The sequence below is a fragment of the Microbacterium sp. EYE_78 genome, from assembly GCF_023149035.1.
Lineage (GTDB): Bacteria > Actinomycetota > Actinomycetes > Actinomycetales > Microbacteriaceae > Microbacterium.
Genome location: NZ_JAHXMY010000001.1, coordinates 1,270,172 through 1,296,555, shown reverse-complemented (window position 1 = coordinate 1,296,555; position 26,384 = coordinate 1,270,172). Strand labels below are relative to the sequence as shown.

At 70.3% G+C, this 26,384-nt stretch carries 19 protein-coding genes and 1 pseudogene; 4 read left to right on the top strand and 16 right to left on the bottom strand.

Features of this window, described 5'->3' with window-relative positions; translation table 11 throughout:
- From KZX17_RS06160 to KZX17_RS06135, 6 genes are all read right to left on the bottom strand, one after another.
- Entirely contained in the window at positions 1 to 990 is a 990-nt protein-coding gene (locus KZX17_RS06160) for an electron transfer flavoprotein subunit alpha/FixB family protein (RefSeq protein WP_248170092.1), read from the bottom strand.
- Positions 991 to 1,024: 34 nt separating this feature from the next.
- Complete coding sequence (locus tag KZX17_RS06155; RefSeq protein ID WP_248170093.1) at positions 1,025 to 1,801, bottom strand: electron transfer flavoprotein subunit beta/FixA family protein; 777 nt, start codon at positions 1,799 to 1,801, stop codon at positions 1,025 to 1,027.
- Positions 1,802 to 1,894: 93 nt separating this feature from the next.
- On the bottom strand, positions 1,895 to 2,302 hold the full coding sequence (locus KZX17_RS06150; protein WP_248170094.1) for a hypothetical protein: 408 nt from the start codon (positions 2,300 to 2,302) through the stop codon (positions 1,895 to 1,897).
- Between the two features lie 15 nt (positions 2,303 to 2,317).
- A complete protein-coding gene (locus KZX17_RS06145) occupies positions 2,318 to 2,740 on the bottom strand; it encodes a hypothetical protein (protein ID WP_248170095.1) in 423 nt (140 codons plus the stop codon).
- Positions 2,741 to 2,970: 230 nt separating this feature from the next.
- Positions 2,971 to 3,375: a RidA family protein gene (locus KZX17_RS06140; protein ID WP_248170096.1), complete on the bottom strand. Its 405-nt coding sequence runs from the start codon at positions 3,373 to 3,375 to the stop codon at positions 2,971 to 2,973.
- Entirely contained in the window at positions 3,372 to 4,148 is a 777-nt protein-coding gene (locus tag KZX17_RS06135) for an enoyl-CoA hydratase-related protein (protein ID WP_248170097.1), read from the bottom strand. Before KZX17_RS06135 ends, KZX17_RS06140 begins: the two co-directional genes overlap by 4 nt.
- 140 nt (positions 4,149 to 4,288) lie before the next feature.
- Here KZX17_RS06135 and KZX17_RS06130 point away from each other — a divergent pair, with 140 nt between their 5' ends.
- Positions 4,289 to 8,011 carry a choice-of-anchor I family protein gene (locus KZX17_RS06130; protein ID WP_248170098.1) on the top strand — a complete coding sequence of 1,241 codons (3,723 nt, stop codon included), beginning with the start codon at positions 4,289 to 4,291 and terminating at the stop codon, positions 8,009 to 8,011.
- Positions 8,012 to 8,072: 61 nt separating this feature from the next.
- On the opposite strand, the pseudogene KZX17_RS06125 reads toward KZX17_RS06130, so the two are convergent.
- From KZX17_RS06125 to KZX17_RS06090, 8 genes and pseudogenes are all read right to left on the bottom strand, one after another.
- A pseudogene (locus KZX17_RS06125) lies at positions 8,073 to 9,275 on the bottom strand (thiolase family protein); the annotation flags it as partial.
- A 78-nt stretch (positions 9,276 to 9,353) separates the two neighbouring features.
- Complete coding sequence (locus tag KZX17_RS06120) at positions 9,354 to 11,189, bottom strand: hypothetical protein (protein WP_248170100.1); 1,836 nt, start codon at positions 11,187 to 11,189, stop codon at positions 9,354 to 9,356.
- Positions 11,190 to 11,292: 103 nt separating this feature from the next.
- Positions 11,293 to 17,358, bottom strand: coding sequence for a pullulanase-type alpha-1,6-glucosidase (gene pulA / locus KZX17_RS06115; RefSeq protein ID WP_248170101.1), 6,066 nt, complete (start codon positions 17,356 to 17,358; stop codon positions 11,293 to 11,295).
- 129 nt (positions 17,359 to 17,487) lie between these two features.
- The gene (locus KZX17_RS06110) at positions 17,488 to 18,678 is read right to left on the bottom strand and encodes a bifunctional 2-methylcitrate synthase/citrate synthase (protein WP_248170102.1); all 1,191 of its coding nucleotides are present in this window, start codon (positions 18,676 to 18,678) and stop codon (positions 17,488 to 17,490) included.
- A 22-nt stretch (positions 18,679 to 18,700) separates the two neighbouring features.
- Complete coding sequence (prpB, locus tag KZX17_RS06105; protein ID WP_248170103.1) at positions 18,701 to 19,600, bottom strand: methylisocitrate lyase; 900 nt, start codon at positions 19,598 to 19,600, stop codon at positions 18,701 to 18,703.
- The gene (locus tag KZX17_RS06100) at positions 19,600 to 21,126 is read right to left on the bottom strand and encodes an MmgE/PrpD family protein (RefSeq protein ID WP_248170104.1); all 1,527 of its coding nucleotides are present in this window, start codon (positions 21,124 to 21,126) and stop codon (positions 19,600 to 19,602) included. The genes prpB and KZX17_RS06100 overlap by 1 nt, the downstream gene beginning before the upstream one ends.
- On the bottom strand, positions 21,123 to 21,794 hold the full coding sequence (locus tag KZX17_RS06095) for a GntR family transcriptional regulator (protein ID WP_248170105.1): 672 nt from the start codon (positions 21,792 to 21,794) through the stop codon (positions 21,123 to 21,125). Before KZX17_RS06095 ends, KZX17_RS06100 begins: the two co-directional genes overlap by 4 nt.
- Before the next feature lie 57 nt (positions 21,795 to 21,851).
- Entirely contained in the window at positions 21,852 to 22,460 is a 609-nt protein-coding gene (locus KZX17_RS06090) for a TetR/AcrR family transcriptional regulator (RefSeq protein ID WP_248170106.1), read from the bottom strand.
- A gap of 66 nt (positions 22,461 to 22,526) precedes the next feature.
- Between KZX17_RS06090 and KZX17_RS06085 the strand changes: the two genes are divergently transcribed.
- The 3 genes from KZX17_RS06085 to KZX17_RS06075 all read left to right on the top strand — a co-directional run bounded on the left by KZX17_RS06085 (position 22,527) and on the right by KZX17_RS06075 (position 24,609).
- A complete protein-coding gene (locus KZX17_RS06085) occupies positions 22,527 to 23,504 on the top strand; it encodes a zinc-binding dehydrogenase (RefSeq protein WP_248170107.1) in 978 nt (325 codons plus the stop codon).
- A 182-nt stretch (positions 23,505 to 23,686) separates the two neighbouring features.
- Positions 23,687 to 23,980, top strand: coding sequence for a hypothetical protein (locus tag KZX17_RS06080; RefSeq protein WP_248170108.1), 294 nt, complete (start codon positions 23,687 to 23,689; stop codon positions 23,978 to 23,980).
- 95 nt (positions 23,981 to 24,075) lie between these two features.
- Positions 24,076 to 24,609, top strand: a complete 534-nt coding sequence (locus KZX17_RS06075) for a ribonuclease H (protein ID WP_248170109.1) — start codon at positions 24,076 to 24,078, stop codon at positions 24,607 to 24,609.
- A gap of 115 nt (positions 24,610 to 24,724) precedes the next feature.
- Here the strand turns inward: KZX17_RS06075 and KZX17_RS06070 are convergent, their stop codons facing one another.
- Positions 24,725 to 25,204, bottom strand: a complete 480-nt coding sequence (locus KZX17_RS06070) for an NUDIX domain-containing protein (protein WP_248170110.1) — start codon at positions 25,202 to 25,204, stop codon at positions 24,725 to 24,727.
- 16 nt (positions 25,205 to 25,220) lie between these two features.
- Positions 25,221 to 26,234, bottom strand: a complete 1,014-nt coding sequence (locus tag KZX17_RS06065) for an aldo/keto reductase family protein (protein WP_248170111.1) — start codon at positions 26,232 to 26,234, stop codon at positions 25,221 to 25,223.
- Positions 26,235 to 26,384 lie beyond the last annotated feature (150 nt).

Here is a 26,384-nt window from a genome sequence, read left to right as displayed (position 1 = left end):
CTACTTCTTCCCCGCCTCGAGCGCCGCGATCAGCTGCGGCACGACGGTGAACACGTCCCCGACGACACCGAAGTCGGCGATGTCGAAGATCGGTGCATCTCCATCTTTGTTCACCGCGACGATCGTTTTCGCCGTCTGCATGCCGGCCTTGTGCTGGATGGCGCCCGAGATGCCGAGCGCGACATACAGCTGCGGCGACACCGAGACGCCCGTCTGACCGACCTGGAAGGAGTACGGGACGTACCCGGCGTCGACGGCGGCACGGGATGCGCCCACCGCCGCGCCGAGGACGTCGGCGAGCTGCTCGACCAGCGCGAACTTCTCGGCGGAGCCCAGGCCACGGCCACCCGAGACGACCTTTGCGGCGCCGCGGAGTTCGGGTCGCGACGACTCGGCGACCGCTTCGTCGAAGCCGGTGATGGTCGCTGCCGCCGCCCCCGAGGCCTCGACCTCGAGGGGGACGACGACCGGTGCGTCCACGGCGCCGGCGCGCGCGTCCACGGAGCCCTGACGGAGTGTGACGACCAGGGGACCGAAGGTGGCGGCGGCCGTCACCGTGTAGGACCCGCCGTACACGGAGTGCTGCGCGAGCACGCCGTCGTCGTCGCGCGAGACGCCGACGGCATCGACGCACAGCGCCGCCGAGGTCCGCGCGGCGAACCGACCCGCGACATCCCTCCCCTCGATCGAGTTCGAGACGAGCACTGCATCGGGACGGACGAGAATGGATGCCGCGGCGAGCGCGTCGACCACCGGGACCGTCAGCGTGGTGTCGGCCCCACCGAGCGCAGCCGTGAGGACGGTCTGCGCGCCGAGCGCCCCGGCCGCGGCGGTGAGGTCGGCGTGGCGAGCGTCGTCCGCGACGATCAGGACCACGGGGGTGCCGATGGCGGCCGCCGCCCCGAGGAGCCCGGGCGCGGACGCGGCGAGCTCACCCGCCGGGGTCACGTCGAGCCAGACGAGGACGGCGTCTGCGGCGAAATCGGTCATGCGTGTCTCCTGCGCTTTCTGGATTCCGGAGCCGTCAGGCCAGTCGGTTCTCGAGGAGGAACGCCGCGAGCTGCTGACCGGCATCCCCCTCGTCGGTGATCTTGACACCGGCCTGCCGCGGCGCCTTCGCGCTGATCGCGGTCATGATCGACTGGGCGGCGGACGCCGGATCGACGTCGACGTCGAGGTCGGCGAGCGACAGCGTCTCGAACGGCTTCTTCTTCGCGGCCATGATGCCCTTGAAATTCGGGAACCGCGCATCGGGGAGCGCCTCGGTGACGGAGATCACCGCAGGCAGGGTCGCCGACACCGAGGCGGTGCCGAAGTCGGTCGCGCGGGTTCCCGAGACGGCGTCGGCCGAGATCTCGACGGCCGCGAGCGCCGTGGCCTGCGGAACGCCGAGGTGCTCGGCGAGCATCGCAGGCAGGACTCCCCCGACACCGTCGGTCGAGAGGTTGCCGGTGATGACGAGGTCGAAGCCGGTGCGGCGGAGTGCGGCAGCGAGGACCCGCGCGGTGACGCCGAGATCGGCACCTCGCAGCGCGTTGTCGGCGATCTGCACGGCGGACGCCGCGCCCATGGCGAGCCCCTTCCGCAGCGAGGCGGCTGCGGCATCCGACGCCATCGTCATGACGACGACCTCTGTGCCCTCCGTCGCCTCGGCATGCGTGAGCGCGACTTCGAGGGCGCGCTCGCCGATCTCGTCGAGCACGCGCTCGGACGCATCGCGATCGGCCAGCCCGGTTTCGAGATCGAGCTTGCGGTCGCCGTAGGTGTCCGGCACCTCTTTCAGCAGGACGACGATCTTCATTGACTCCTCCTCGGCGTTCAGATCGAGTCTACGGTCGTCCGCGATGAGACGGAGTGCTGCCGCAGACGACATCGAGTGTCGTCGAGGCGCGGATCACGCGGCGCGAGCTGGCAGCTCACGCGATCTGACGACAGCTTCGACGGAGGACCCCACGAGCCCCAGCAGCGCGACCAGCACCGTTGTGGCCATCGAGGATTCGAGCGGATTCGGAGCGAGACCGACCGCGGTGCAGATCCCCGTCCCGACGACGACGGCCGCCGCAGGCCCGATCCATGAGGGACGGAGTCGACGAGAGGATGCCACGACGATCCCGACCAGGAGCCACACCGCCGCGGCCCACAGCGCACCGACGACGGCGCCGACGGGCGCGGCATAGAGGAGCGTGCCCCAGTTCGGCGCATCCCGGGACGCTGTCACGCTCAGCGTCGCGGCGGCGATGCCGGCGAGGGCACCGACGATCGCGAAGACCGCGAGTCGCCCGCCGGGCTGGATCCGCTGCATGCCGCGAATCTAGCGTCACTGCGGCGGTGCTCGGAAGGATGCGGCTCGGAGGCGATCGGCCCGGATGGACCGGACCTCGATCGTCGAGCCGGTCAGGCCGAGGAGTGCGAGGAACACCTGGAGAGCGATCTGCGACTCATCCGGCCCGAGGTCGTGTCCGATCCACGCGCAGAGCGCGGTGGTGACGAGGACAGCAACGACCGGTGCGCCGCGACTCGTCGGCCGCCGCACAGAGGCGACCGCGTTGATCACACCCCACAGCTTCACCGCGATCGACGACCCGGTGAAGACTCCCAAAGGACCGCCGACGATCATGAGCTCCCACGGCACCTCGCCGCCGCCCCACGTCTTGGCACCCTCCATGGCGGCGACGAAGCCGGCCGCGGCGCCGACGAGAATGAACGACGCGACTCGCACGAGGATGGGAAGCGGGGACACGACCCAGACGCTAGTGACGCGGGGACGCGCGTCGCGGGGCTGTGGATGGTGCGCGGTCGCGAGGGGCGGAAGAGGGCGCTGTGGAGGAGGTCTCGAGGGTTGGCTCCGGCGGTCTCCCTCCGGCGGTGCCGTCGGATTCGGAGGATGTCGTCGGATTCGGATGGCGCGGGGTGTTCTGATCCGAGTCCGGTGCGTTCCTCCGAATCCGGTGTCCTCCGACCCCGCCCTCGTCAGGCGCGGCGCACCGCCGCGACCGCCTCGATCTCGACCAGCTGGTCCGCGTACCCGAGCGCCGCGACCCCCATCAGCGTGCTCGGCACGTCGTGCGCACCGAAGGCGGCGCGCACCACGTCCCACGCCGCGACGAGATCGGCCTGCGCCGCCGAGGCGACCAGCACGCGCGTATAGGCGACGTCCTCGAGCGATGCACCCGCGGCATCCAAGGCGACCGTCATCGTCTCGACGCACCGCTTCGCCTGCCCGGCGACGTCACCGACCGCCACCGTCGTCCCGTCATCCGCGAGCGGACACGCGCCCGCGAGGAAGATCACGTCCGCTCCCGGGTCGACGGCCGCGGCGTACGCGTACGGCGCCGCCGCGAGCGCGCCGGCGCGGATGAGACGGACGGCGCTCATCGGTGACGGAACTCCGGAGCGCGCTTCTCACGGAAGGCCGCCATGCCCTCCTTCTGATCCGCCGTGTCGAAGAGCCCCGCGAACACCTGACGTTCGAAGCGCAGACCCTCAGCCAGGGTCGTCTCGGCAGCGACGTCGAGCGCGGCGGTCGCCGCATAGAGCGCTGGCAGCGGCTTCGACGCGATCACCTCAGCCGTCCGCTGCGCGTCGTCGAGCAACTCCGCCGCGGGTACGACGCGCGACACGAGTCCTGCCCGGTCCGCCTCCTCGGCCGAGAACTGCCGACCCGTGAGGACGAGCTCCGCCGCCTTGTACGACCCGATCGCGCGGGTGAGCCGCTGGGTCCCGCCGAGCCCCGGGATGACCCCCAGCCCGATCTCCGGCTGGCCGAACGTCGCGGTGTCCGCGGCGAGGATGACGTCGCACATCATCGCGAGCTCGCAGCCGCCTCCGAGCGCGTAGCCCGCGACCGCGGCGATCGTCGGCGTCCGCACCGCGGTGAACCGCGACCATCCGCCGAAATGGCCCGCCATGAGCATCTCGCTGCCGCTCATCGCCTCCATCTCCTTGATGTCGGCGCCCGCGGCGAACGCCCGCTCACTGCCCGTCACCACGATGGCGCCGATCCCGGCATCCGCATCGAAGGCCTCCGCCGCCGCGACGACGTCCCGCATGACCTGCGAGTTCAGGGCGTTCAGCGCCTCGGGTCGGTTCAAGGTGATCCACCCGACGCGTCCCTGCGTCCGAGTGAGGATGGTCTTGTAGTCCGTCATCCCCTCATGCTCGCAGACGGATGCCGGCCGCCGCCGGTCACGCCCCGTTCACCCGCCGTCCACCGCCGGTCACGGCGCGGCCACCTGATGTCGATAGGACGGATGCGCGCACCTCGCGCCATCCCGACCAAAGGAATCCGATGCCTTCGCACGCCTTCCATCGCGCCGTCGTCCGACGCTCCCTCGCCCTGGGTGTCGTCGCGGCGCTGGCCAGCACACTGGCCGTGTCAGCGACCACCGCAGCCACCGCGGCCGTCGTCCCGCAGCCGATCTCGACCTCCGCCGACGGGGCCGCCCTCACCCTGCGCCCTGTCGGCTCCTACGAGACGGGCGTGTTCGACGAGTCCGCCGCCGAGATCGTCGCGGCGTACGGCGATCGCCTGTTCGTCGTCAATGCGAAGGCCGGCGTCGTCGACGTCCTCGACAACGCCGACCCGACGAAGCCCGTGAAGCTCTTCTCGATCGCCTCGGACGGCATCGCGAACTCCGTCGCGATCCGCGACGACGGTCTCGGCGTCATCGCGGTCGAGGACACGGACAAGACGGCGCCCGGCCGGCTCGCCTTCTTCGACGCGGATGCCGCAGCCGCCGCATCCGCTCCGCTCGGAACCGTCACCGTCGGCGCACTGCCCGACATGGTCACCATCTCGGAGGACGGCGCCTACGCCGTGGTGGCCAACGAGGGCGAGCCCGCGGACGACTTCTCCGCCGACCCGGAGGGTTCCATCGGCGTCGTCGCCCTTCCCATCGGCAAGACGGCACCGGCAGCGGGCGCCGTCCGCACCGCGGACTTCCACGCGTTCGAGGCGAAGGGCGCGCTCGACGAGGACGTCCGGGTCTTCGGGCCGCGGCCGCACGGCGATGATCACCCCGTCAGCCGCAACCTCGAGCCGGAGTACGTCACCGTCGTCGGCGGCACCGCGTACGCGACGCTGCAGGAGGCGAACGCCATCGCGGTGGTGGACCTCGCGTCGGCGACGGTCACCGACATCCACGCCCTCGGTTTCAAGGACCACGGCCTCGCCCGCAACGCGCTCGACCCGAGCGACCGCGACGGCAAGGTCGAGCTCCGCACGTACGCGGGTCTCAAGGGCATGTACATGCCCGACGCGATCGACTCGTACACCGCCGGCGGGACGACCTACCTGGTGACCGCGAACGAGGGCGACGCGCGTGAGTGGGGTGACTACGCGGAAGGCGTCCGCGCGAAGGATCTCGGCAAGAAGGGACTGCCGCCGGTCTGCACGGACAGCCCGCTCGCGAACGCGCTCGGCGACGCGGACCTCGGCCGACTGAACGTCACGCTCGAGAACGGGCTGGATGAGGCTCGCGGCTGCTACGACGAGCTCTACGCCTTCGGCGGCCGGTCGTTCGCGATCTGGACGACCGGCGGCGACCTGGTCTGGGACTCCGGCTCGAGCTTCGAGAAGGTCACCGCCGTCGCCGCACCCGGCTTCGTCAACTCCAACCACTCGGAGTCGAACCTCGAGGGGCGCAGCGACGACAAGGGTCCCGAGCCCGAGAGCGTGACGATCGGCCAGCTGAGCGGCCGCACGTACGCATTCGTCGGGTTCGAGCGCGTCGGCGGCGTCGCAGCGTACGACATCAGCGGGCCGGCCTCCCCCTCATTCGTCACCTACGTGAACAACCGCGACTTCGCCCAGTCCGTCGAGGACGGCGGCGACCTCCGGGCCGCGGGCGACCTGGGCCCGGAGAGCATCGCGTTCATCCCCGCTGAGGACTCCCCGAACGGGCGTCCGCTGCTGGCTGTCGGCAACGAGGTGTCGGGCACGACCACCGTGTTCGAGATCGAGGACGCACTCGACCCCATCGACATCGACATCCTCACCATCAACGACTTCCACGGTCGGATCGAAGCGGGCACGGGAAGCTCGGCGAACCAGGTGGGCGCCGCGGTGCTCGCCGGAGCCGTCGATGCGGCCGAGGCGGAGAACCCGAACACGCTCTTCGTCTCCGCCGGCGACAACATCGGGGCATCCACGTTCACGTCCTTCATCCAGCAGGACGACCCCACCATCGATGCACTGAAGGCCGCGGGCCTCGACGTCTCGGCGGCGGGCAATCACGAGTTCGACCGCGGATTCGACGACCTGACGGACCGCGTCATCCCGCGCTTCGGCGGCGAGGAGTTCGCCCTCGGAGCCAACGTCTACCGGAAGGGCACGACGACACCCGCCCTCGCCGAGTACACGGTCAAGACGGTCGACGGCGTCCGGGTCGCCTTCATCGGCACGGTCACCGAGGACACCGCCACCATGGTGAGCCCCGACGGCATCGCGGCAATCGAGTTCGGCGATCAGCTCGCGGCGGCGAACCGCGTCGCGGCGAAGATCGCCGGAGGCGACCTCGCCGACGTCACGATCCTGCTCACCCACTCGGGCACGGCGACCTCGAACGACTGCGGGGTCGTGGCATCCGACCCGTCGGACTTCGGGAAGCTCGTCCGCGGCGCGTCGGCCGAGATCGACGCCGTCGTCTCGGCGCACACGCACCAGACGTACGCATGCGAGGTCCCCGCACCGGGCGGCGACGCTCGACCGGTCATTCAGGCCGCGGAGTACGGCACGGCCATGGGCCGGCTCGAACTGCAGGTCGACCGCGGCTCGAAGGAGCTCCTGTCCGTCACCGGCAGCACCTCGACCCTTCTGGGCGGCGGGTTCACTCCGGACCCCACGGTTGCGCAGATCGTGTCGGATGCCGCCGCCGTCGCCGAGAAAGAGGGCGCGAAGCCCGTCGGCCGGATCAGCGATGACATCCTCCGCGGTGGCACAGCGGGCTCGGACCGCGGTGTCGAGTCGACGCTCGGCAACTGGGTCGCCGACGTCTACCTCTGGGCGACCTCGAACGCGGCCTACGGCGGCACGCCCGCCCAGATCGGCCTGATGAACCCGGGCGGTCTGCGCGCGGACCTGGTGCAGGGCGAGGACGGGGTCGTGACCTACAAGGAGGCCGCTGAGGTGCAGCCGTTCGCGAACACCCTCGTCACGGTCCCTTTGACGGGAGCGCAGATCGAGCAGGTCCTCGAGCAGCAGTGGAAGGCGGAGGGCGAGCGCCCGAAACTGCACCTCGGCGTCTCTGACGGGTTCGCTTACGAATACACCGAGGCCGCGCCGCTCGCCGGCGAGAGCGTCGGACGTGCGGGCGAGGTCACCTCGATGACGTTCGAGGGCGAGGAGATCCGGCCCGACGACGTCTTCACCGTCGTGACGAACTCCTTCCTCGCCGCCGGCGGTGACGGCTTCTCCGCCTTCGCCGACGGCACCGTCCGCACCGACACGGGCCAGATCGACCTCGCGGCCACCGTGGAGTACTTCGCGTCGCGCGACGTCGTCGACCCGGCGGCGGTCGGCCGCGCGGTGCAGGTCACCGAACCCGCCGAGCCCGGCGAGCCCGGCGAGCCCGGCGAGCCCGGCGAGCCCGGCGAGCCGACGGAGCCCGGCGACGGCGGCGGCGAGTCGTGGGCCGTCGTCGAGCTCAGCGCGACGACCGTCGAGCAGGGCGGGTCCTTCCGCGTCCAGCTGTCGGGGCTGTCGGCGGCACAGCGGGTCGAGGCGACGCTCTTCAGCGACCCGCTCGTGATCCGCGGCATCCCGGCAGCGGATGCCGACGGCCGGATCGCGTTCGATGTCACCGTCCCGGCGGACTTCGAGGTCGGCGCGCACACGCTCGTGCTGTCGACCGAGGGCGAGGACGACATCCGCGTGCCGGTCACGGTCGCCCTCGCGGGCAGCCTCGCGAGCACCGGCGGCGACGCGGTACCGCTCGTGGCGCTCCTGGGCGGAGCAGGCGTCCTCGTCGTGCTCGGCGCGGTGCTGCTGCGCCGCCGCCGTCAGGAGGCCTGACCCTCCGCGGCAGCGGCCCCCCGCCTCCGGGCGGGGGGCCGCTGCCGTCTGCGGATCGACGTCAGGCGTCCCAACGACGCAGGAGCGCAGCGAGCGCCTGCCCCCCGCCGATGCACATGGTCACGATGGCGTACTCCCCGCCTGTCCGCTGCAGCGTGAGCGCGGCACGGACCGTCAGGATCGTCCCGGTCGCGCCGACCGGATGCCCGAGGGCGATCGCGCCGCCGTACGGGTTGGTGCGCTCGGGGTCGAGTCCCGTGTCGCGCATGACCGCGATGACCTGCGAGGCGAACGCCTCATTCAGTTCGACGGTCGACACGTCCGCGGGGCTCAGCCCCGTCTGCGCGAACAGCTTCCGGAGTGCGAGCGTCGGCGCGTACCCCATGATCGCCGGGTCGAGTGCGGCCGTCGTGACGGCTTCGATCGTCGCGAGTGCATCCAGGCCCTCGGCGCGGACATCGGCCTCGCGCATGAGCACCGTGGCCGCAGCACCGTCGTTGATCCCCGACGCGTTCCCTGCGGTCACGGTGCCGTCCGCGGTGAACGCCGGACGAAGCGACGCAAGCGCGTCGAGGGTCGTGTCCGGCCGCGGATGCTCGTCGGCTGTCACCTCGACGGGACGGCGACCGCCGGTCGTGACCGGAACGATCTCCTCGGCGAAAGCCGCCCGCGCCGCATCCGTCGCCGCCCGACGCTGCGACTCGAGGGCGTAGGCGTCCTGCTCCGCGCGCGAGACGCCGAACCGCTCCGCGACCGCGTCCGCGGTGGTGCCCATGTGCCTTCCGCTGAACGGATCGGTGAGCATCGCGAGCGTGCCGTCGAGCAGCTGCCGGTGTCCCAGCGTCGCGCCGGACCGAGCGTCCATGTCGTAGAACGGCATCCGGGTCATGTTCTCGGCACCGCCGGCGACGGCGACGTCCACACCTCCCCAGCGCAGCTCCTGCGCCGCCGACCAGATCGACTGCAGCCCAGAACCGCACAGCCGGTTGACGGTGAACGCGGGGGTGTCCTCGTCGAGCCCGGCCGCCAATGCGATGCGCCGCGCGATGTAGGCGTCGCCCGCCACCTGTCCGATCGTGCCGATGACGACCTCGCCGACCCGCGCGGGATCGACGGTCGAGCGCGCGAGCGCAGCGGTCACGGCCTGCGCTCCGAGTTCGTGCGCCGGCGTCTCGCGGAATGCGCCGGCGAACCGCCCCACCGGGGTGCGGGCACCGGCGACGATGGCGATGCGTTGCTCAGTCATGCCCTCATGCTCGCAGACGCGCCTCGCGTGAGGGCAGGAAGCCGTCGCGCCGCAGTCCCTGCACGGGGCTGCGGCGCGACGGGTGGCCCCGCGGTGTCAGCGCTTCAGCGCGGGCGCCTCGAGACGGAACATCACCGTCTTGCCGTCGGGCTGGATGACCGTCGGCAGACTCACCGACGCCGAGCGCGAGACCCGCGCGCCGCGGACGGGGTGGTAGATGATCGAGCGCGTCATGACGTCGGAGCGCGCGTTGTCGTCGAGCACCGCGAGGTATTCGGCGAAGTCGCGCGGGGGCGCGGGGTACTCCTCCTCCTCACCCGTCGGTGCGCTCAGGATGACGCGATAGCCCTTCTGGAGGCTCTTCGGGACGGTGACGGTGAACGGGCTGTACTCCGTGACGCGCTCGGTGCCGGGGAGGGGTGCCAGCACCGCGCGGAAGTCGTAGGCCTTGCCGCGTGCGACCTTCGTGGTGCTCCCAGGCGTGACCGTGCTCCACGCCCCGTTCTTCCACATCTGGACACCGGCCAGACGCGCCGCCCGATAGCCCTCGACGAAGCGCGCACGGACACTGACCGCGGTGATCCGGACGTCGTCGAAGGGATTCCCCTGCAGCATCGCGACGTCATCGGCGACGCCCATGCCGACGATCCCGGGAAGGTCGTTCGGATCGGCGTACCGGTCCTGGTTCGACAGCGTCCCGGTGCGCCCGTCCTCACGGACATAGCTGATGGACCATCCCAGGCGAGCGGACCCCTCGCGGCCGTTGTCGAGCATGCGCGTCGCCTCGTTGCCCACCTGCGTGTAGACCGCCGCGGCGATCAGCTGCTTCTCGGAGACCCGCGTCACCGAGGTGCTCTCGTGGTCGCCGACGATGCCCGTCGTCCGCACCGGCACCGTTGCAGGCCCGTCGCCGAGCACCGCGCGGACCCCCGCCAGTCGATCGTCGACGAGCGTCCCCTTCACTTTGCCGATGGCGCTCACCATCTTGTACGCGCCTGTCAGGTCGGGCACGATCCGAGCCGCCGACGCACCGTGGATGCTGGCGGACAGCTTCGAGTTCCAGCTCCCGGGGTGCCCGAAGGCGAACACCTCGTCGCCACAGATCGCGGTGACGGTGCCGACGCTGGCTTCGGTCACAGCCCCGTACGCGTAGGACACGGCGATGTTGCCGCCCGTCACGATCGGGAAGTCGGAGCTGAGGCTGTCGCCGCCCGGCACCGCCCGTCCGGAGGCCGCCGCACCGCGGAACCCCTTCACTCGCTGTGCCAGGTCGGCGTTGACGCCATCCAGCTCCGCCGCGGTCGCGCCGACGGTGACGCGGACGGGTTCGATGCGGCGGAGGGTGCTGGTCCGGCCGGTGGCGGTCTCGTCCGCCATCCGAGCGACCTGCTGCTTCGCGGTTCCGCTCAGCGTCTTGCTGGCGGGGAGCTTCCCGATGGTCTTCATGTAGGCCGCGGGCGTGACGCCCGCCACGTTGTCCGGCAGGAAGCTGAACCCGTACGACACGGCGCCGATGAGTGCGCCGTCCGCGTCGTAGACCGGTGAGCCCGATGCACCCGCCCACACCCCTGCCGCGAGGGAGCCGGCGGAGCCGTTGACCACATCGCCGTCCAGCTTGACCAGCAGCAGGTCGCGGGGGTTGCCGTCGGCGTCCGCCCCGAGCCCGTTGTCGAGCTTGCCGACGTACTCACCGGTGAAGGTCGTGGGCGCCGTGCCCTTCACGGCGGACTGCCACGTCACCTGCTCGCCGTCCTGGAGATCCGCCACCGGGGAGATCGCGAGCTCTTGGCCTGGGAGGTCGCAGAACAGTTCAGGGTTCTCCGAGACGGCGTACGCCGGGCTCACCGCCAACGAGCCGATGAGGCCGCCGGTCATGGCGACGGTCAGAGCGATGCGCGCCGCCCTCGACGTGCGCGCGGGTCGTTCGGTCATGTGATTCCCCCTTGATCGGTGTGCGTGCTGCCCGGACGCATGGGCTTGATGGCCGGACACGCAGGATCCTTGGATACCACGAACGCGGCCGATCCGCCTCGGTTCAGTACACGAGGAGCGGAATCGGCACGAGCGACCGCGAATCCGCGTGTTCCCCCGCGCCGGTGAAGCTCGTGCGGAGGACGTGGACGCCCTTGCCGAGCTTCGGGAGCGGCAGATCGATGCGGCCCTTCGCGGATGCCTCGATCGCCCCGCTCGCGAGCGTCTTCGATCCCTCCATCACCGTCACCGTGCCCACCGGCGTGCTGCCGTCGACGGCGATGACCTTGCCGGTCATCCGCACCGCGGCACCCTGCTTCGCGACCGGCGGCGTCGGCACGGCGACGACCGCCGTCGCAACCGGCGCCGCATCGACCAGGACCGCGACCGACCGGGCCGGCACGGTCACGGTGCCTGTCGCGGCATCCCACGTCGTCGTCTTGACGACGGCATCGGACCCGCGTGCCTGGGCGGCGCTCAGCGCGAAACCGCGCCCCGCGAGATCGTCGATCGTCTGCGTCGTCGCCTCCGGGGAGGCGTTGAAGACGACGAGCGCGCCGTCGAGCCGGCGGTCGGCGTCCGCGGCGCCGGCGGTGTCGTCGATCCGCATCACGATGACCCCGGGATCGGCGTCCGGGCCGCTGTTCGGGAACGACACCTTCTCGGCGATCGCCTCCGCCGAGCCGAGCCGCAGGAGGCCGACCTCGGAGCGCACTCGGAGCAGGTCGAGGGCGGCGGCTTCGGCGGCCGCCATGTCGGCGGCACCCGGCTTCAGGGCGGTGTTCTCGAGGAGCGGTGCCATGACCGGCCATTTCTCTTCGTTGTCTGCCGCCGGCGGCAGACCCGAACCGAACGTCGACTCCTCACCTGTCCAGTCGATCCGGTTGAACCAGTCGCCGGAGTTGTAGCTGTTGCGATCGAGCGACTTCGAGCGCAGCAGCTCCGTCCCGGCGTGCCAGAACGACGGCGACTGCGACAGGGTCACGGTGGCGAGCGAGAGCGTGTTCATCCGCACCCGGTCGTCCATCGAGGTCTCGACCGGGAGCTTGAGGACGGACAGGTCGTAGAGCGTCTCGTTGTCGTGCGCGTCGACGTAGTTGATCACCTCGTCGGGCTCGTCGGCGTATCCGGCCGACTGGCCGTTGTAGTCGAGTTCGGAGCCCGCCTTGACGGACCCGTCCGCCGTCGGCAGCTCGAACTCGCGCAGGTTCCCGACGAGTCCCAGCTTCACGAGATCGGTCTGCCGGGCGAGGTCCGCGAGGGCCTCGTCGGTCGATCCGTTGATCGGGTCGCCGTTCGGGTCGGTGCCGAGCCCGGTCCCGAACCCCTGACGGAACGTCGACCCGCTGTCGACCGGGCTGCCGCCGTGGACCGCGTCGCGCAGGCGGTCGTTGAACGTCGCGATGCCGGTGCCGCCGAGCTGCCCCTGCGTCGCCTGCTCGAACAGGGCGTCGTCCGCCACTTCGCCGAAGTTCCACCCCTCGCCGTAGAGGTGCACGGCGGCCCCGTCGACGCCGTCCTTCTTGACGGTGAGCGCGTCGAGCGCCTCGCGCACGGCGAGCATGTTCGCCTTCGAGTGGTGACCCATCAGGTCGAACCGGAACCCGTCGACCTTGTAGTCCCGGGCCCACGTGACGACGGAGTCGACCATGAGCTTCTCGGCGACCTCGTGCTCGGTCGCGATGTTCTGACAGCAGGTCGAGGTCTCGACGGCGCCCGCGAGGTTCAGCCGGTGGTAGTAGCCCGGGACGACCCGGTCGAGGACCGATTTCGCCCCCTGCCCCGATTCGGCGGTGTGGTTGAAGACCTGATCGAGGACCACCTGCAGACCCATCCCGTGCAGGGCGCCCACCATCCCGCGGAACTCCGCCACTCGCGCACCTCCATCGGGTCGCAGCGCGTACGACCCTTCGGGGGTCGTGAAGTGGAACGGGTCGTAGCCCCAGTTGAATCCGTCGGTGTCCGCGACCTCCGCGATGCAGGCCTGCTGCTCGGGCGATGCCGGTCCGAACGACGCGAGGTCGCAGTCGGGCGTCTCCTGCGCCGCCCGCTCCTCTTCGATCGTCGCGATGTCGAACGACGGCAGCAGGTGCACCGTGTTGATGCCCGCCTCGGCGAGTTGTCGCAGCTGCGCGGTGCCTGCGCTCTTCCGACTGAAGGCGGCGTACGTCCCCCGCTCGGCGGCGGGCACGGTCTCGTCGCTGATCGAGAAGTCGCGGATGTGCAGCTCGTAGATCGCGCGGTCGACGTTCCGCTGCACCGGCTTCGGCTTCGCCTTCTGCCACTGCTTCGGCATGAACGAGCGGTCGGCGAGGTCGATCGCCACGGACCGCGTCGAGTTCTCGGTGAGGGCGACGGATGCCGGATCCGTCACCGTGTTCGTCTCGATCTCGTCGGTGCTCGGTGCGAAGACGACGACCTCCCAGAGGTACTCGTCGCCGATGAGCGCCCGCCCGCCCGTGGCGGTCCAGGTGCCGGATGCCGCGTCGAACGACGCGTCGTGGCGGACGGGATCGCCGGTGCCCCCGGCATCCCACGTCAGCAGCGTCGCGGACTGCGCGGTCGGTGCCCACAGGCGGAAGGTCGTCTTCGCCTTGGCGCCCTTGCCCGAGAACGAGACGCCGAGGGCGTCGTCGGCCACGGCGTCGGCGTAGAGGTCGTCGAGCACGCCGGGGATCTGGACGCCCGTGACGGCGGTCAGCGCGCCGGCGGCGTCGCGCTCGGCGACGCGCAGCTGTCCGCGCAGCAGCTCGGCCACCGCGTCCCGGTCGACGTCGTCGAGCCGCAGTGCGGTGAACTCCGCCAGGGCGGGGAAGCGCGCGCGCTGTTCGTCGGTGAGGCCGCCGTCGACGGGCGACAGCTCGATCGCCTCACCGCCGGCCACGGTCCCGTCGGTGACCGCGAGCTGTGCGTCCGCGGAGCCGTACAGCGACCAGCTCGCGCCGGCGTCGGCACCGCCCAGGTCGCCGGGCCACGCGAGCGTCTCGGCGTCGATCCAGTGCGCCCGCGATTCACCCGTGCCGGCGAGCGGCGGGTCGGCGACATCGATCTCGAGCACGTGCGTCTCGGAGTCGTAGCGGAAGACGACGGCCTTGCCCGCGGTCGCCGTGAAGGCGATGTTCTCGCCGCCGCGGACGCCGTCGGCGCCGTAGTTCTCGTCCCAGCTGAGGCCGTGCGCGACCTTCACCTCGTAGGACCCCGTGGGGATGCCCTTCGTGGAGAACTCGTACACGCCGTCGCGATCGCCGTCGAACATCATCGCCCGGAGGCAGTCGGGCGACCAGTCCGCCGCGCAGCCGAGCTCGCTCTGGAACGAGCCCGCCAGGGTCACGACCGGGCCTTCGGACGAGGACTGCACCCGCTTCGTCAGCGGGTCGAAGAAGAAGGTGATCGGGCCACCGGGGTGGGTGACGACGATGTTGGCACCGCCCGGCACGCCGTCGGCGCCGTAGTTCTCGTCCCAGCTCTTCTCGGTCGCGACCTTGTACTCGTAGGTGCCCGCGGCCAGGTCGACGCTGAGCCGCCACTTCCCGTCGACGAGCGTCATCTGCGCCTGGTCGCAATCCGGCGCCCAATCCGATCCGCACCCCAACTCGGTGTTGAGACTGCCGGGGATGCTCACCGCGTCGTAGACGGTCGGCTCTTCGGGCTGCTCGGGCTCGGTCTCGACCGCGAGGTTCACCCGGTTGCCGACGGAGGCGTAGGTGGATGCCGCGGACCGCTGCCCGGCGGCATCCGTCGACACCGCGCGGTACTCGACGAGCGTCCCCTCCCCGAGCCCGCGGACGTCGGCGAAGACGCCGGGCGTCGTGTCCTCGGCGGTGCCGAGCGGAGTCCATTCGTCGCCGCCCGCGACACGCCACGCGAAGCTCGTCTCCCGCCACGAGGCGTCGGTTGCTGCACTGATCCGGGTGGAGCCCTGCAGTCCGGCCCCCGGCGCAGGAGCCGACACGGTCAGCGGGGCGGCGGCGGCCGGCGCAGTCACCTCGCCGTCGGCGCGGAGCACCACCGCCGACAGGGCGGGGACCTCCACGGAGGCGGTGCCCGCGGCATCCGACGACACCGAGCCCTCGGCGCCGTACAGGGACGAGAACGACGCGTCGGCGGTCAGCGTCGGGATCTCGACCGTCTGCGCCGACGCGGTGTTGTTGAGCGCGACGAGGTGCTCGATGCGCTCGGTGCGGTCGACACGCGAGAAGGCGTAGACGCCGTCGGCGGCGTACCGCTCGATCTGCGCACCGTCGACGAGCGCCGGGTGCTCTGCGCGCAGCTGCGACAGCTCGGCCACATGCGCGTACACGGGGGCGGAGGTGTCGTACCGGTCGGCCGAGCCAACGGTCTCGCCGGTGATCAGCTGCTGATCGCGGTATTCGGGCACCTGCGTGCCGAACAGCGACTGCCGCGCGGCCTTGTCGCCGCCCGGGTCGGCACCGGCGAAGCCCTGCTCGTCGCCGTAGTAGACGACCGGCTGACCGCGGGAGAGGAACATCAGGTCGTGTGCGAGACGGTCACGCTCGAGGGCGTCCGCCGTCCCCTTCAGGAAGTACCCGATGCGGCCCATGTCGTGGTTGCCGAGGAAGGTGGGCAGCGCCGTCGCCGAGGAGTCGGGCGTCGTGTACCGGTCATCGCCGGCGAACATCTTCGCGAGGACGTCGACCTTGCCGCCCTTCGCGAAGCTCGTCGCCGCGGACTGGAACCCGAAGTCGAGCACCGAGTTCATGTCGCTGTCGCGGACGTAGGGCGCGAGGACGGCCGGGTCGGCGTCGTAGACCTCGCCGAACATGAAGAAGTCGTCCTTGCCGACGGATGCCGCATACTCCCGCACCTCGGTGGTCCACTGCTCCCAGAACTCGAAGTTCACATGCTTGGCGGTGTCGATGCGGAAGCCGTCGATGCCGAGGTCGATCCAGTCCTCGTAGACCTCGACGAAGCCCGAGACCACGTCGGGGTGCTCGGTCATGAGGTCGTCGAGGCCGGAGAAGTCGCCGTGCGTCGTCGACTCCCCCGAATACGTAGAATCACCGCGGTTGTGGTACAGCGTGGGGTCGTTCAGCCACGCCGGCACCTTGACGTCCTTCTCCGCCTCGGTCACGACGGGCGTGTAGGGGAAGCTCGTGGCCGCGTCGAGCTCGGGGAACTCCGCGGTGCCCGCGTAGTCGGCGGGATCGAACGGTGTGCCGGCGGCATCCGTGTACGGACGGGTCTTCTGGTCGATGTACGAGTACTCGCCCTCCTCGTACGCGATGACGTCGGCCGTGTGGTTCGTGATGATGTCGAAGTAGACGTCGATGCCCTCGGCGTGCGCCTCGTCGATGAACGACTTGAGCTCCTCGTTCGTCCCGAGGTGCGGGTCGATGCGGGTGAAGTCGGTGCTCCAGTACCCGTGGTAGCCGGCGCTCGCGTTCGCACCCTCGCCCTGCACGGGCTTGTTCATGAAGCTCGGCGTCAACCAGATGGCCGTCGTCCCGAGTCCCTTGATGTAGTCGAGGTTCTCGCGGAGGCCCGCGATGTCACCGCCCTGGTAGAAGCCGGTGGACGTCGGGTCGAAGCCGGTCGCGAGCCGGTCCCCGGTCAGCCCGCCGGTGTCGTTCGACGCGTCCCCGTTGGCGAACCGGTCGGTCATGACGAAGTAGAACTGCTTGCCGTCGCCGGGCTGGCGCACCGGGTCGGCGACGAGCGCGTCGTCCTCGGCGGCGTAGTCGCCGCGGAGCGAGAGGACCTCGAGCCCGACCCGATGCTGGACGTCGTCGAAGATCACGCGCACGGTCGTCGGTCCTGCGACGGTGAGCGGGATGTTGTCGCCGCCGCCGTCGAGACCGTAGGCCTCGTCCCAGGAGTCGTCGACGGCCACCTTGTACTCGAACGACCCCGCCGGGATCTCGAACTCCGCGGCGTAGACGTCCGGGGTGGACGTCGGAGCGAGTTCGGTCGCGGTGCAGTCGGGCTGCCAGTCACCCGAGCAGCCCAGCTCGCTCTGCAGGTCGCCGACGAGGGCGAACGAGCGGGGGTCGGCCGCGGCGGCCACGGGTGCGGTCAGCGCCAGCGCGCTCGAGAGCAGGATGCCGGAGGTCGCGGCAGCGAGGACGCGGCGGTACGGCGGCAGAGAGCGCGACGACGGGGACTTCGGCATGGGGGCTCCTGTGTCCCGGGCACGACGGTGTGCCCGATGCTGTGCCGGCAACGTTACGGATACCGGTCACAGCCACGCATGAGAAAGCCCTCATCCGGAATCGGTCCGGACGAGGGCCTTCCGCAGGCGTCAGCCCGCAGCCTCCTCCGGACGCTCGAGTGCGTCGACCTCGGCAGCATCCGGCACGTAGCCGTCGATGTGCCGTTCATCCGGCCCGTCGTAGGCGGAGAGCGGGCGGATGAGGGCGTTGGCGCCCTGCTGCTCCATGATGTGCGCCGTCCACCCGGTGATGCGTGCCGCGATGAACAGCGGCGTGAAGGTCAGCGTGTCGAAGCCGATGAGGCTGTACGCGGGACCCGACGGGTAGTCGAGGTTCGGGTAGATGCCCTTGCGCGAGACGAACTCGGACTCGAGGGTCTCGTACAGCTCCGCGACGTCCGGGCGGTCGTAGTGGGCGACGAGCGCGTCGAGCGCGGCCTTCATCGTCGGCACGCGCGAGTCGCCGCGCTTGTAGACCCGGTGCCCGAAGCCCATGATCTTGCGCTTCGCGGCGAGCGCCTCGTCGAGCCACTGAACGACGCCGTCGGCCGTGCCGATCTCGTCGAAGATGTGCATGACGGCCTCGTTCGCACCGCCGTGCAGCGGCCCCTTCAGCGCACCGACCGCTCCGACGACGGACGAGTACAGGTCGCTCAGCGTCGAGGCGATCACCCGCGCCGTGAACGTCGAAGCGTTGAACGAGTGCTCGGCGTAGAGGATCATCGAGCGGTTGAACGCGTCGACGACGGTCTCATCGGGCTCCTCGCCGAAGGTCATCCAGAGGAAGTTCGCGGCGTAGCCGAGGTCTTCGCGCGGCTCGACGATCACCTCGCCGCGACGACGACGCTGCCCGTAGGCGACGACGGCGGGGAGGATCGCGAAGAGGCGGATGCTGCGGTCCAGGTTCTCCGCCGGGGTGCCCGCGGCATCCAGCACGTTCGCGATCCCGGCCGTCTCGAACGAGCCCAGCAGACTGATCACCGTCCGTGCCTCGTCCATCGGGTGGGCGGCCGTCGGCATCGCGTCGATGAATGCGCGAACGTCCTCGGGAAGGGCCCGGTTCGCCCGCTCGACCGCTCGGAGCTCGGCGAGCTGGTCGTCCGTCGGCAGCTCGCCGTGCCACAGCAGGAAGGCGACCGCCTCGAACGACTGCGTCGCGGCGAGTTCCTGCACCGGGTACCCGCGGTACAGCAGCGAGTTCGTCTCGGGGTTGACCTTGCTGATCGAGGTCGTGTCGGCGTAGACGCCGGCGAGGCCCTTCTTGATGTCGGGGTCGCTCATGTTCGCTCCTGTTCGTCGACCGTCAGCGGTCGATGCGGAAGGTGAAGACGTTCGTGTCGAAGTGGTTGTACGACTCGTAGTCGATGAGGTCGTACAGGTCGGCGCGGTGCTGCATCTCGCCGAGGCGGGACGTGAGGTGCCCCTCGTCGATCAGCGTATCGAGCGCACGCTCGGCGGCGCCCATCGCGATGCGCAGGAGCGACACCGGCCAGATGACGATGTTCACCCCGACGTCCCGCAGCTGGTCGACCGAGAAGAGGTCGCTCTTCCCGAACTCCGTCATGTTCGCGAGGATCGGGACGTCGACGGCCGCGCGCACCGCGGCGAACTCCTCGAGGGTGCGCATCGCCTCGGGGAAGATCGCATCGGCCCCGGCATCCACCAGCTTGCGGGCGCGGTCGGTCGCGGCATCCAGTCCGTCGACGGCCCGGATGTCGGTACGTGCCATCACGAGGAAGTTCGGGTCGCGACGCGCGTCGACCGCGGCACGGATGCGCTTCAGGGCCGTGTCCTCGTCGACGACCGCCTTGCCGTCGAGGTGGCCGCACCGCTTGGGGTTCACCTGGTCCTCGATGTGGGCGCCTGCGATCCCGGCGTCCTCGAGGGTCTGGATGGTCCGGGCCACGTTCATGGGCTCGCCGAAGCCCGTATCGGCGTCGATGATCGCGGGAAGTTCCGTCGTGCGGGCGATCTGCTGGCCGCGGGCGGCGACCTCGGTGAGCGTCGTCAGTCCGATGTCGGGGAGCCCGAGATCGGCCGAGAGCACGGCTCCCGAGATGTAGACGCCCTCGAACCCCTTCCGCTCGATCAGCCGCGCCGACAGCGGGTTGAACGCGCCCGGGAAGCGCAGCAGCTCCCCCGTCGCGAGCCGCTCGCGGAACAGGCGGCGCTTCTCGTGCGCCGGGGTCTGCGCGTACAGCATCAGAACAGTCCCGTCGGGGCGGGTGCGGACTCGAGGACGCCGGCGGTCGCGACGACGTCCAATTGCCGCACCTCGTCTGCCGTCAGCTCGGGCAGACGCTGGACGAGCTCGAGGAAGCGCTCGACCTCGGCGGGCTCGAGCACGGGCTCGGCGAGCAGGCGGAACTTCCGGATGTAGTCCGCCCGCGCGAACGGACGGGCGCCCAACGGGTGCGCGTCGGCGACCGCGATCTCGTCGACGACGGTCGAGCCGTCGGTGAGGGTGATCTCCACGCGGCCGCCGAACGCCTTCTCGTCGGGGTCCTCGGAGTGGTAGCGGCGGGTCCACTCGGCATCCTCGGCCGTCGTGACCTTCTGCCAGAGATCGACCGTGTCGGGGCGGCCGGCGCGCTCGGGCGTGTAGGAGTCGACGTGGTGCCATCCGCCGTCCTGCAGGGCGACCGTGAAGATGTACGGGATCGAGTGATCGAGGGTCTCGCGGGATGCCGTCGGGTCGTACTTCTGCGGGTCGCCCGCGCCCGAGCCGATCACGTAGTGCGTGTGGTGGCTCGTGTGCAGCACGACGGCGGCGATGTTCGCGGGGTTGCGCAGCTCGGGCCGCTCGGTGCCGAGCTTGCGGGCGAGGTCGATCCAGGCCTGCGCCTGGTACTCGGCCGAGTGCTCCTTCGTGTACGTGTCGAGGATGCCGCGCTTCGGCTCGCCGGCTGCGGGGAGCGGCACGTCGTAGGCGGCGTCCTTGCCGTCGAGGAGCCAGGCGATGACGCCGTCCTCCCCTTCGTAGATGGGGGACGGCGAGGTCTCGCCGCGCATCGCGCGGTCGACCGCTTCGACGGCCATCTTCCCGGCGAAGGCGGGGGCGTGCGCCTTCCACGTGGAGATCTCGCCCTTGCGCGACTGACGTGTCGCGGTCGTCGTGTGGAGCGCCTGGCCGACGGCCTGGTAGATCGTGTCGACGTCGAGACCGAGCAGGGTGCCGATACCGGCCGCCGCGGACGGCCCGAGGTGGGCGACGTGGTCGATCTTGTGCTTGTGCAGGCTGATCGCGCGGACGAGGTCGACCTGGATCTCATAGCCGGTCGCGAGCCCGCGGACGAGCGAGGCGCCGTCGGCGCCGACGTGCTGGGCGACGGCGAGGATGGCGGGGATGTTGTCGCCGGGGTGCGAGTACTCCGCCGCGAGGAACGTGTCGTGGTAATCGAGCTCGCGGACGGCGACGCCGTTGGCCCATGCCGCCCACTCGGGGCTCGTGCGGGTCTCGTTGTCGACGCCGAAGACGGTCCCGCCGTGGCCGTTCGCCGATACCGGGTGCGACAGCGCCTGCGAGCGCGCCGCGCTGACCGGGCGACGGGTGAGGGATGCCGCTGCAACCGCCGCGTTGTCGATGATGCGGTTGACGATCATGTCGACGACGTCGTCCTCGACGGCGACCGGATCGACGGCGACCTGCGCGATCTTGTAGGCGAGCTGCTCCTCGCGGGCCAGGGGCTCGTCGCTGCGGTAGACGCGGACGTGATGGGTGACGGTCATGTCGTTTCCTCCGGGGTGTCGGACAGGGAGTCGAGGATCGAGGTCAGCGCGTTGTGCAGGTGCACGTGCGTCGCGTGAGCGGCGAGGTCCACGTCGCCGCCGGCGATGGCACTCGCGATGAGGCGGTGCTCCGCGACGGATGCCGCGAGCCGTTCGGGATTGTCACGGGCGAGGCGGCGGACCCGCACGAGGTGGGTGCGGACGGTGCGCAGCGCCGACGCCAGATAATCGTTGTCGACGGCGGCGTCGAGCTCGGCATCGAAGCGGGCGATGAGCGCGTAGTACGCGTCGGCATCGGATGCCGGTCCGCCCGATGTCTGCGTCGCCGCGAAATCCGCCGCCAGCGCACCGAAGACGGAGCGGTCGTCCGCCTGGGCCGCGAGCCGAGCGGCGGTCTCTTCGAGCGCGCGGCGCACGGCGAACAGGGCCTGGATGTCGGATGCGTCGATCCGAGTGACGACGGTCACGCGCGCGGAGGCCTGTTCGACGAGCCCGTCTGCGGCGAGCCGGCGCAGAGCCTCGCGGAGCGGCGTCCGGCTCACGCCGAGTCGCGCTGCCTGCTCGACCTCGGCCAGCACTGCCCCCGGAGGAAGCGTCCCGTCCTGGATCTCGCGCAGCAGCGTCTCGTACGCGCGAACGCCGGCGTACCGCGCGGGAGCATCGGTCATGACCTCAGTGTATGCACAGGACGCCCAATCGTGGTCGAAAAAGAGAAGATGACCGGATTATGTATACACAGGTGCTGCGCCGACATCCCACGACGCGACCGCGGTGAGGACGGCCTCCAGGCTGCGATCGGCGGCATCCGGATCCACCCTCGCCACGGCGAGCGCGGCGATGACCAGCGACGCGCAGACCTCCGAGAGTGCGGCGCGCGAGGCTGAAGAGACCTCCGGCCGAGCCGAGTTCACACCCGCGGCGATCGCCGCCCGGAGCTCGTCGGTGTACCCCGTGACGAGCGCGCGCACGTCGGGGTCGTCGTCGACGACGGGAGCGCAGGCCGCATTGAGCAGCAGGCATCCTGCCTGCGCACGCGGCGTGCGGCTGGCGATCGCGCTCCGCATCTCGGCGATGTACCGCTCGAGCGCCTCGGGGCCGGCACCCGGATCCCGCAGGGGGCCGATGCGCGACCGCACGACCTCGTCGAGGTAGCGTGCGACGACGGCCTCGAAGAGCCCCTTCTTGCTGCCGAACGCGTGATAGATGCTCGAGCGCTTCAGCCCGGTCGCATCTTCGAGTTCCGCGACACCGGTCTCGGCGTAGCCGCGCGCCCAGAAGACGTCGCGGGCGGCGCGGATGACGTCGTCGCGGTCGAATGCGCTGGTGCGGCCCATGGTGGATCCTTTCGGTCACTCAGAGTATAGTGAACCGATCGTTACAAAATGACGCTTGGAGGAAACATGCGCGCAGTCACCCACCCCGTCTTCGGCGAACCGGCCGACGTCCTGGAGACCACGGAGACCCCCGACCCGACGCCCGGCGCCGGCGAGGTCCGCGTCCGGCTGCTCGCGTCACCGATCCACAACCACGACCTGTGGACGATCCGCGGCACCTACGGGTTCAAGCCGGAACTCCCCGCCCGCGCGGGCACCGAGGCCGTCGGTGTCGTCGAGGAGCTCGGCGATGGCGTCGAGAACCTGCAGATCGGTCAGCGCGTCGCCACCGGCGGCACCTTCGGCGTCTGGGCCGAGCAGTTCGTCGCCCGCGCAGCAGGCCTGATCCCCGTCCCCGAGGGCCTTCCCGACGAGCAGGCCGCGCAGCTGGTCTCCATGCCCTTCAGCGCCATCAGCCTCATCGACTTCCTCGACCTGAAGCCCGGCGACTGGATCGTCCAGAACGCCGCCAACGGCGCCGTCGGCCGCATGGTCGCCCAGATGGGTCGCGCCCGCGGCCTGAACGTCGTCGGCCTCGTGCGCCGCAGCGCCGCCGTCGCCGAGCTCGCCGAGCAGGGCATCGACCGCATCGTCGCCGTCGACACCGACGACTGGCGCGACAAGGTCGCCGAGATCACCGGCGGCGCCTCGGTCATCGCCGGCGTCGACTCCGTGGGCGGCGAGTCGAGCGGCCACGTCCTCTCGCTCCTCGGCGAGAACGCGACCCTCGTCGTCTTCGGTGCGATGGACGCCCCGGTCATGGAGCTCGCCTCGGGCCCGGTCATCTTCCGCCACATCACGATCAAGGGCTTCTGGGGCAGCAAGGTGAGCACCGAGATGGATGCCGCCAAGCGCGGCCAGCTGTTCGGTGAACTCGCTCAGCACCTCTCGTCCGGCGTCCTGACCCTGCCGGTGTCGGCGACCTTCCCGCTCGAGCAGGCGCGCGACGCCGCCCGCGCGAGCCTGACCGCCGGCCGCGTCGGCAAGGTCCTCCTCCGCCCGTAAGCGACGGGCATCGACGGAGGGGTGGTGGCGCTCAGCGCTCCCACCCCTCCGTCGCGCCTCCCGAGAGCCACTTTCCAGCCTGAACTTCGATGCATCCCCGACAAAAGCCGCGAATCGTTGCGTCGGCATCGTCGAGGTGCGAATCTGGCTTCGACGGTTTCGGGCGACGTCAGGGGGATTTGATGAGCACTTCGGGAGACTACGCAGTTGTCGCGTCGAAGCGGCGGGGCTCCGCCAGTCGTCTCGTGGTTGCTGGACTCGCCGTGGCGCTGCTGATCTTCGCGGCTTTGTCGACGGTGTGGGGATCGCCAGCCACGACGATTCGCTACGCGAGCTTCGCAACGATGATCGCGGCTCTGGCCTCCGGTGTCGTCGCTATCCGGCGCGGTCCCACCGGAACGAGGGCCGCCAGCGCGATCGTCGCCGTGGTGGCGCTCATGCTGGGGTCCACCGTCTTCGGCCTGACGTACTCGTAGTCCGTCGGGCTCGAAAGCGGCAGCCGCATCTCCCGCAAGAGCCCGCAGAGTCCAGTGGGCATCGGGCGGGCCGGCTGCGCGGGTACCGTGGAGCGGTGACCGAAACCTCCCGCTATGTCGTGGCCACCGACGGCGCCTGCAAAGGCAATCCCGGACCGACGGGCTGGGCCTGGGTCGGCGAGGACGGCCACTGGGCGGCCGGCTCCGTCATCCAGGGCACGAACAACGTCGGCGAGCTGCTCGGACTCCTGAAGGCGATCGAGGATCACGCGGACGTGCGCGAGCTCGTCGTGCAGGCCGATTCGAAGTACGCGATCGACACTTACGAGAAGTGGATGGACGGTCACCGCCGCCGCGGGTGGAAGACGTCGACCGGTGCGCCGACGAAGAACGTCGATCTGCTCGAGCAGTTGATCGTGGCGCGCGACGCTCGTCGGGCTGCGGGTCTTCCCGACGTCGTGCTCGAGCACGTACGCGGACACCGCGGTCACGTCCTCAACGAGTGGGCCGACGAGCGCGCCGTGCGCGGAGCCGAACACGCGGCATCCGGCAAGGAATCGGCATGGTCGTCGCTCGGCGGCAAGCACGAGAAGCTCGACGTGACCGAAGCACCCAAGAAGAAGCGCTGACCCACTCACTGCGCACGGCACGGCACGGAGCGAGGAGTCTTCGTCGCGATCGACCCCGGGAACCGGTTCCGACCGGCATCGCACGCCGATAAGTCCGCAGTTGTGGCCGGGACCGTCAGGTATCCGCGACGCTCAGCAGCTCGGCCAGCCGGTCGAGCGCGGGCTGTTGACCCTTCACGACCAGTTCACGGGCCTGGGCCAGCGGCATCCATTCGGCGCGGTCGACCTCGGGGAAGGATGCCGTCCGGCCCGACCTCGGCGGCCACTCCATCTCGAACTCCCCGAAGACGAACCCGGTCGCGTCGAAGCCCGAGCCGTCGGCGACGAACACGGTCACCCGCTTGCCCGACGAGTATGCGAACGTGCCGAGCTCGGCGTAGTCGACCGACGGTGCGTCGACGCCGAGTTCTTCGCGGAACTCCCGCTTCGCGGCATCCAACGCCTCCTCGCCGTCCTCGACCTCGCCCTTCGGGATCGACCAGGCGCCCACGTCCTTCGAAGTCCAGTACGGCCCGCCCATATGAGCGACGAACGCCGACACCCCGCCCTGGCCGTCGAGACGGTACAGCAGGATGCCGGCGCTGTGCGTGGCCACGGACGGGCGGTGCTCGTCAGATCAGGCGGGACTTCGGCGAGACCGAGTACGTCTCCTCCGGGTCGGTGACGGCGACAGGCGCGAGCGCCTCGTTGATCGCGGCGTACGTGTCGTCGTCGAGCTCGATGCCCGAGGCCTTCACGGTGTCCTCGAGCTGCTCCGGACGCGATGCCCCGATGATCGCCGCGGCGATGTTCGGGTTGTGCAGGACCCAGGCGAGGGCGAGCTGCGGCATCGTGATGCCCGCGCCCTCGGCGATCGGCTGCAGCTTCTGCACGGCGGTGAGGGTCTCGTCCTTCATGAAGCGCTTGATCATGTCGGAGCCGCCCTTCTCGTCCGTCGCGCGCGATCCCTCGGGCGCCGGCTGGCCGGGCTGGTACTTGCCCGTGAGAACGCCCTGCGCCAGCGGCGACCAGACGATCTGCGAGATCCCGAGCTCCTCAGAGGTCGGGACGACCTTGCCCTCGATGACCCGCCACAATGCGGAGTACTGCGGCTGGTTCGAGATGAGCTGGAAGCCCATCTCCTTCGACAGCGCGTGTCCGGCGCGGAGCTGCTCCGCGGTCCACTCGCTGACGCCGATGTAGAGCGCCTTGCCCTGGCGGACGATGTCCGCGAACGCCTGCATCGTCTCTTCGAGCGGGGTCTCGTAGTCGTAGCGGTGCGCCTGGTAGAGGTCGACGTAGTCGGTGTTCAGTCGCTTGAGCGACCCGTTGATGCCCTCGAGCAGGTGCTTGCGGGACAGACCGTGGTCGTTCGGCCCCTTGGGACCGGTCGGCCAATAGACCTTCGTGAAGATCTCGAGGGATTCGCGGCGCTGGCCCTTGAGCGCCTCCGCCAGGACGGACTCGGCCGCCGTGTTGGCGTAGGCGTCGGCGGTGTCGAACGAGCTGATGCCGAGGTCGAGGGCCTTGTGGACCGTCGCGATCGCCGCGTCGTTCTCGACCTGCGAGCCGTGGGTGAGCCAGTTGCCGTAGGTGAGTTCGGTGATCTTGAGGCCGCTGTTGCCCAGGAATCGATAGTTGACCATGTCCTCGACGCTACTCTCGCCGCTGTCCGGATTCCGGAGGCCTTGACACGGTCACGCCGACAGCGGAATCGGAGGCGTCGCCGGCGGATTCAAGAAGGTAAGGCTTGCCTTGCTAAGGTCGATCATCGACGTCCCGCCCCCGACGAGAGA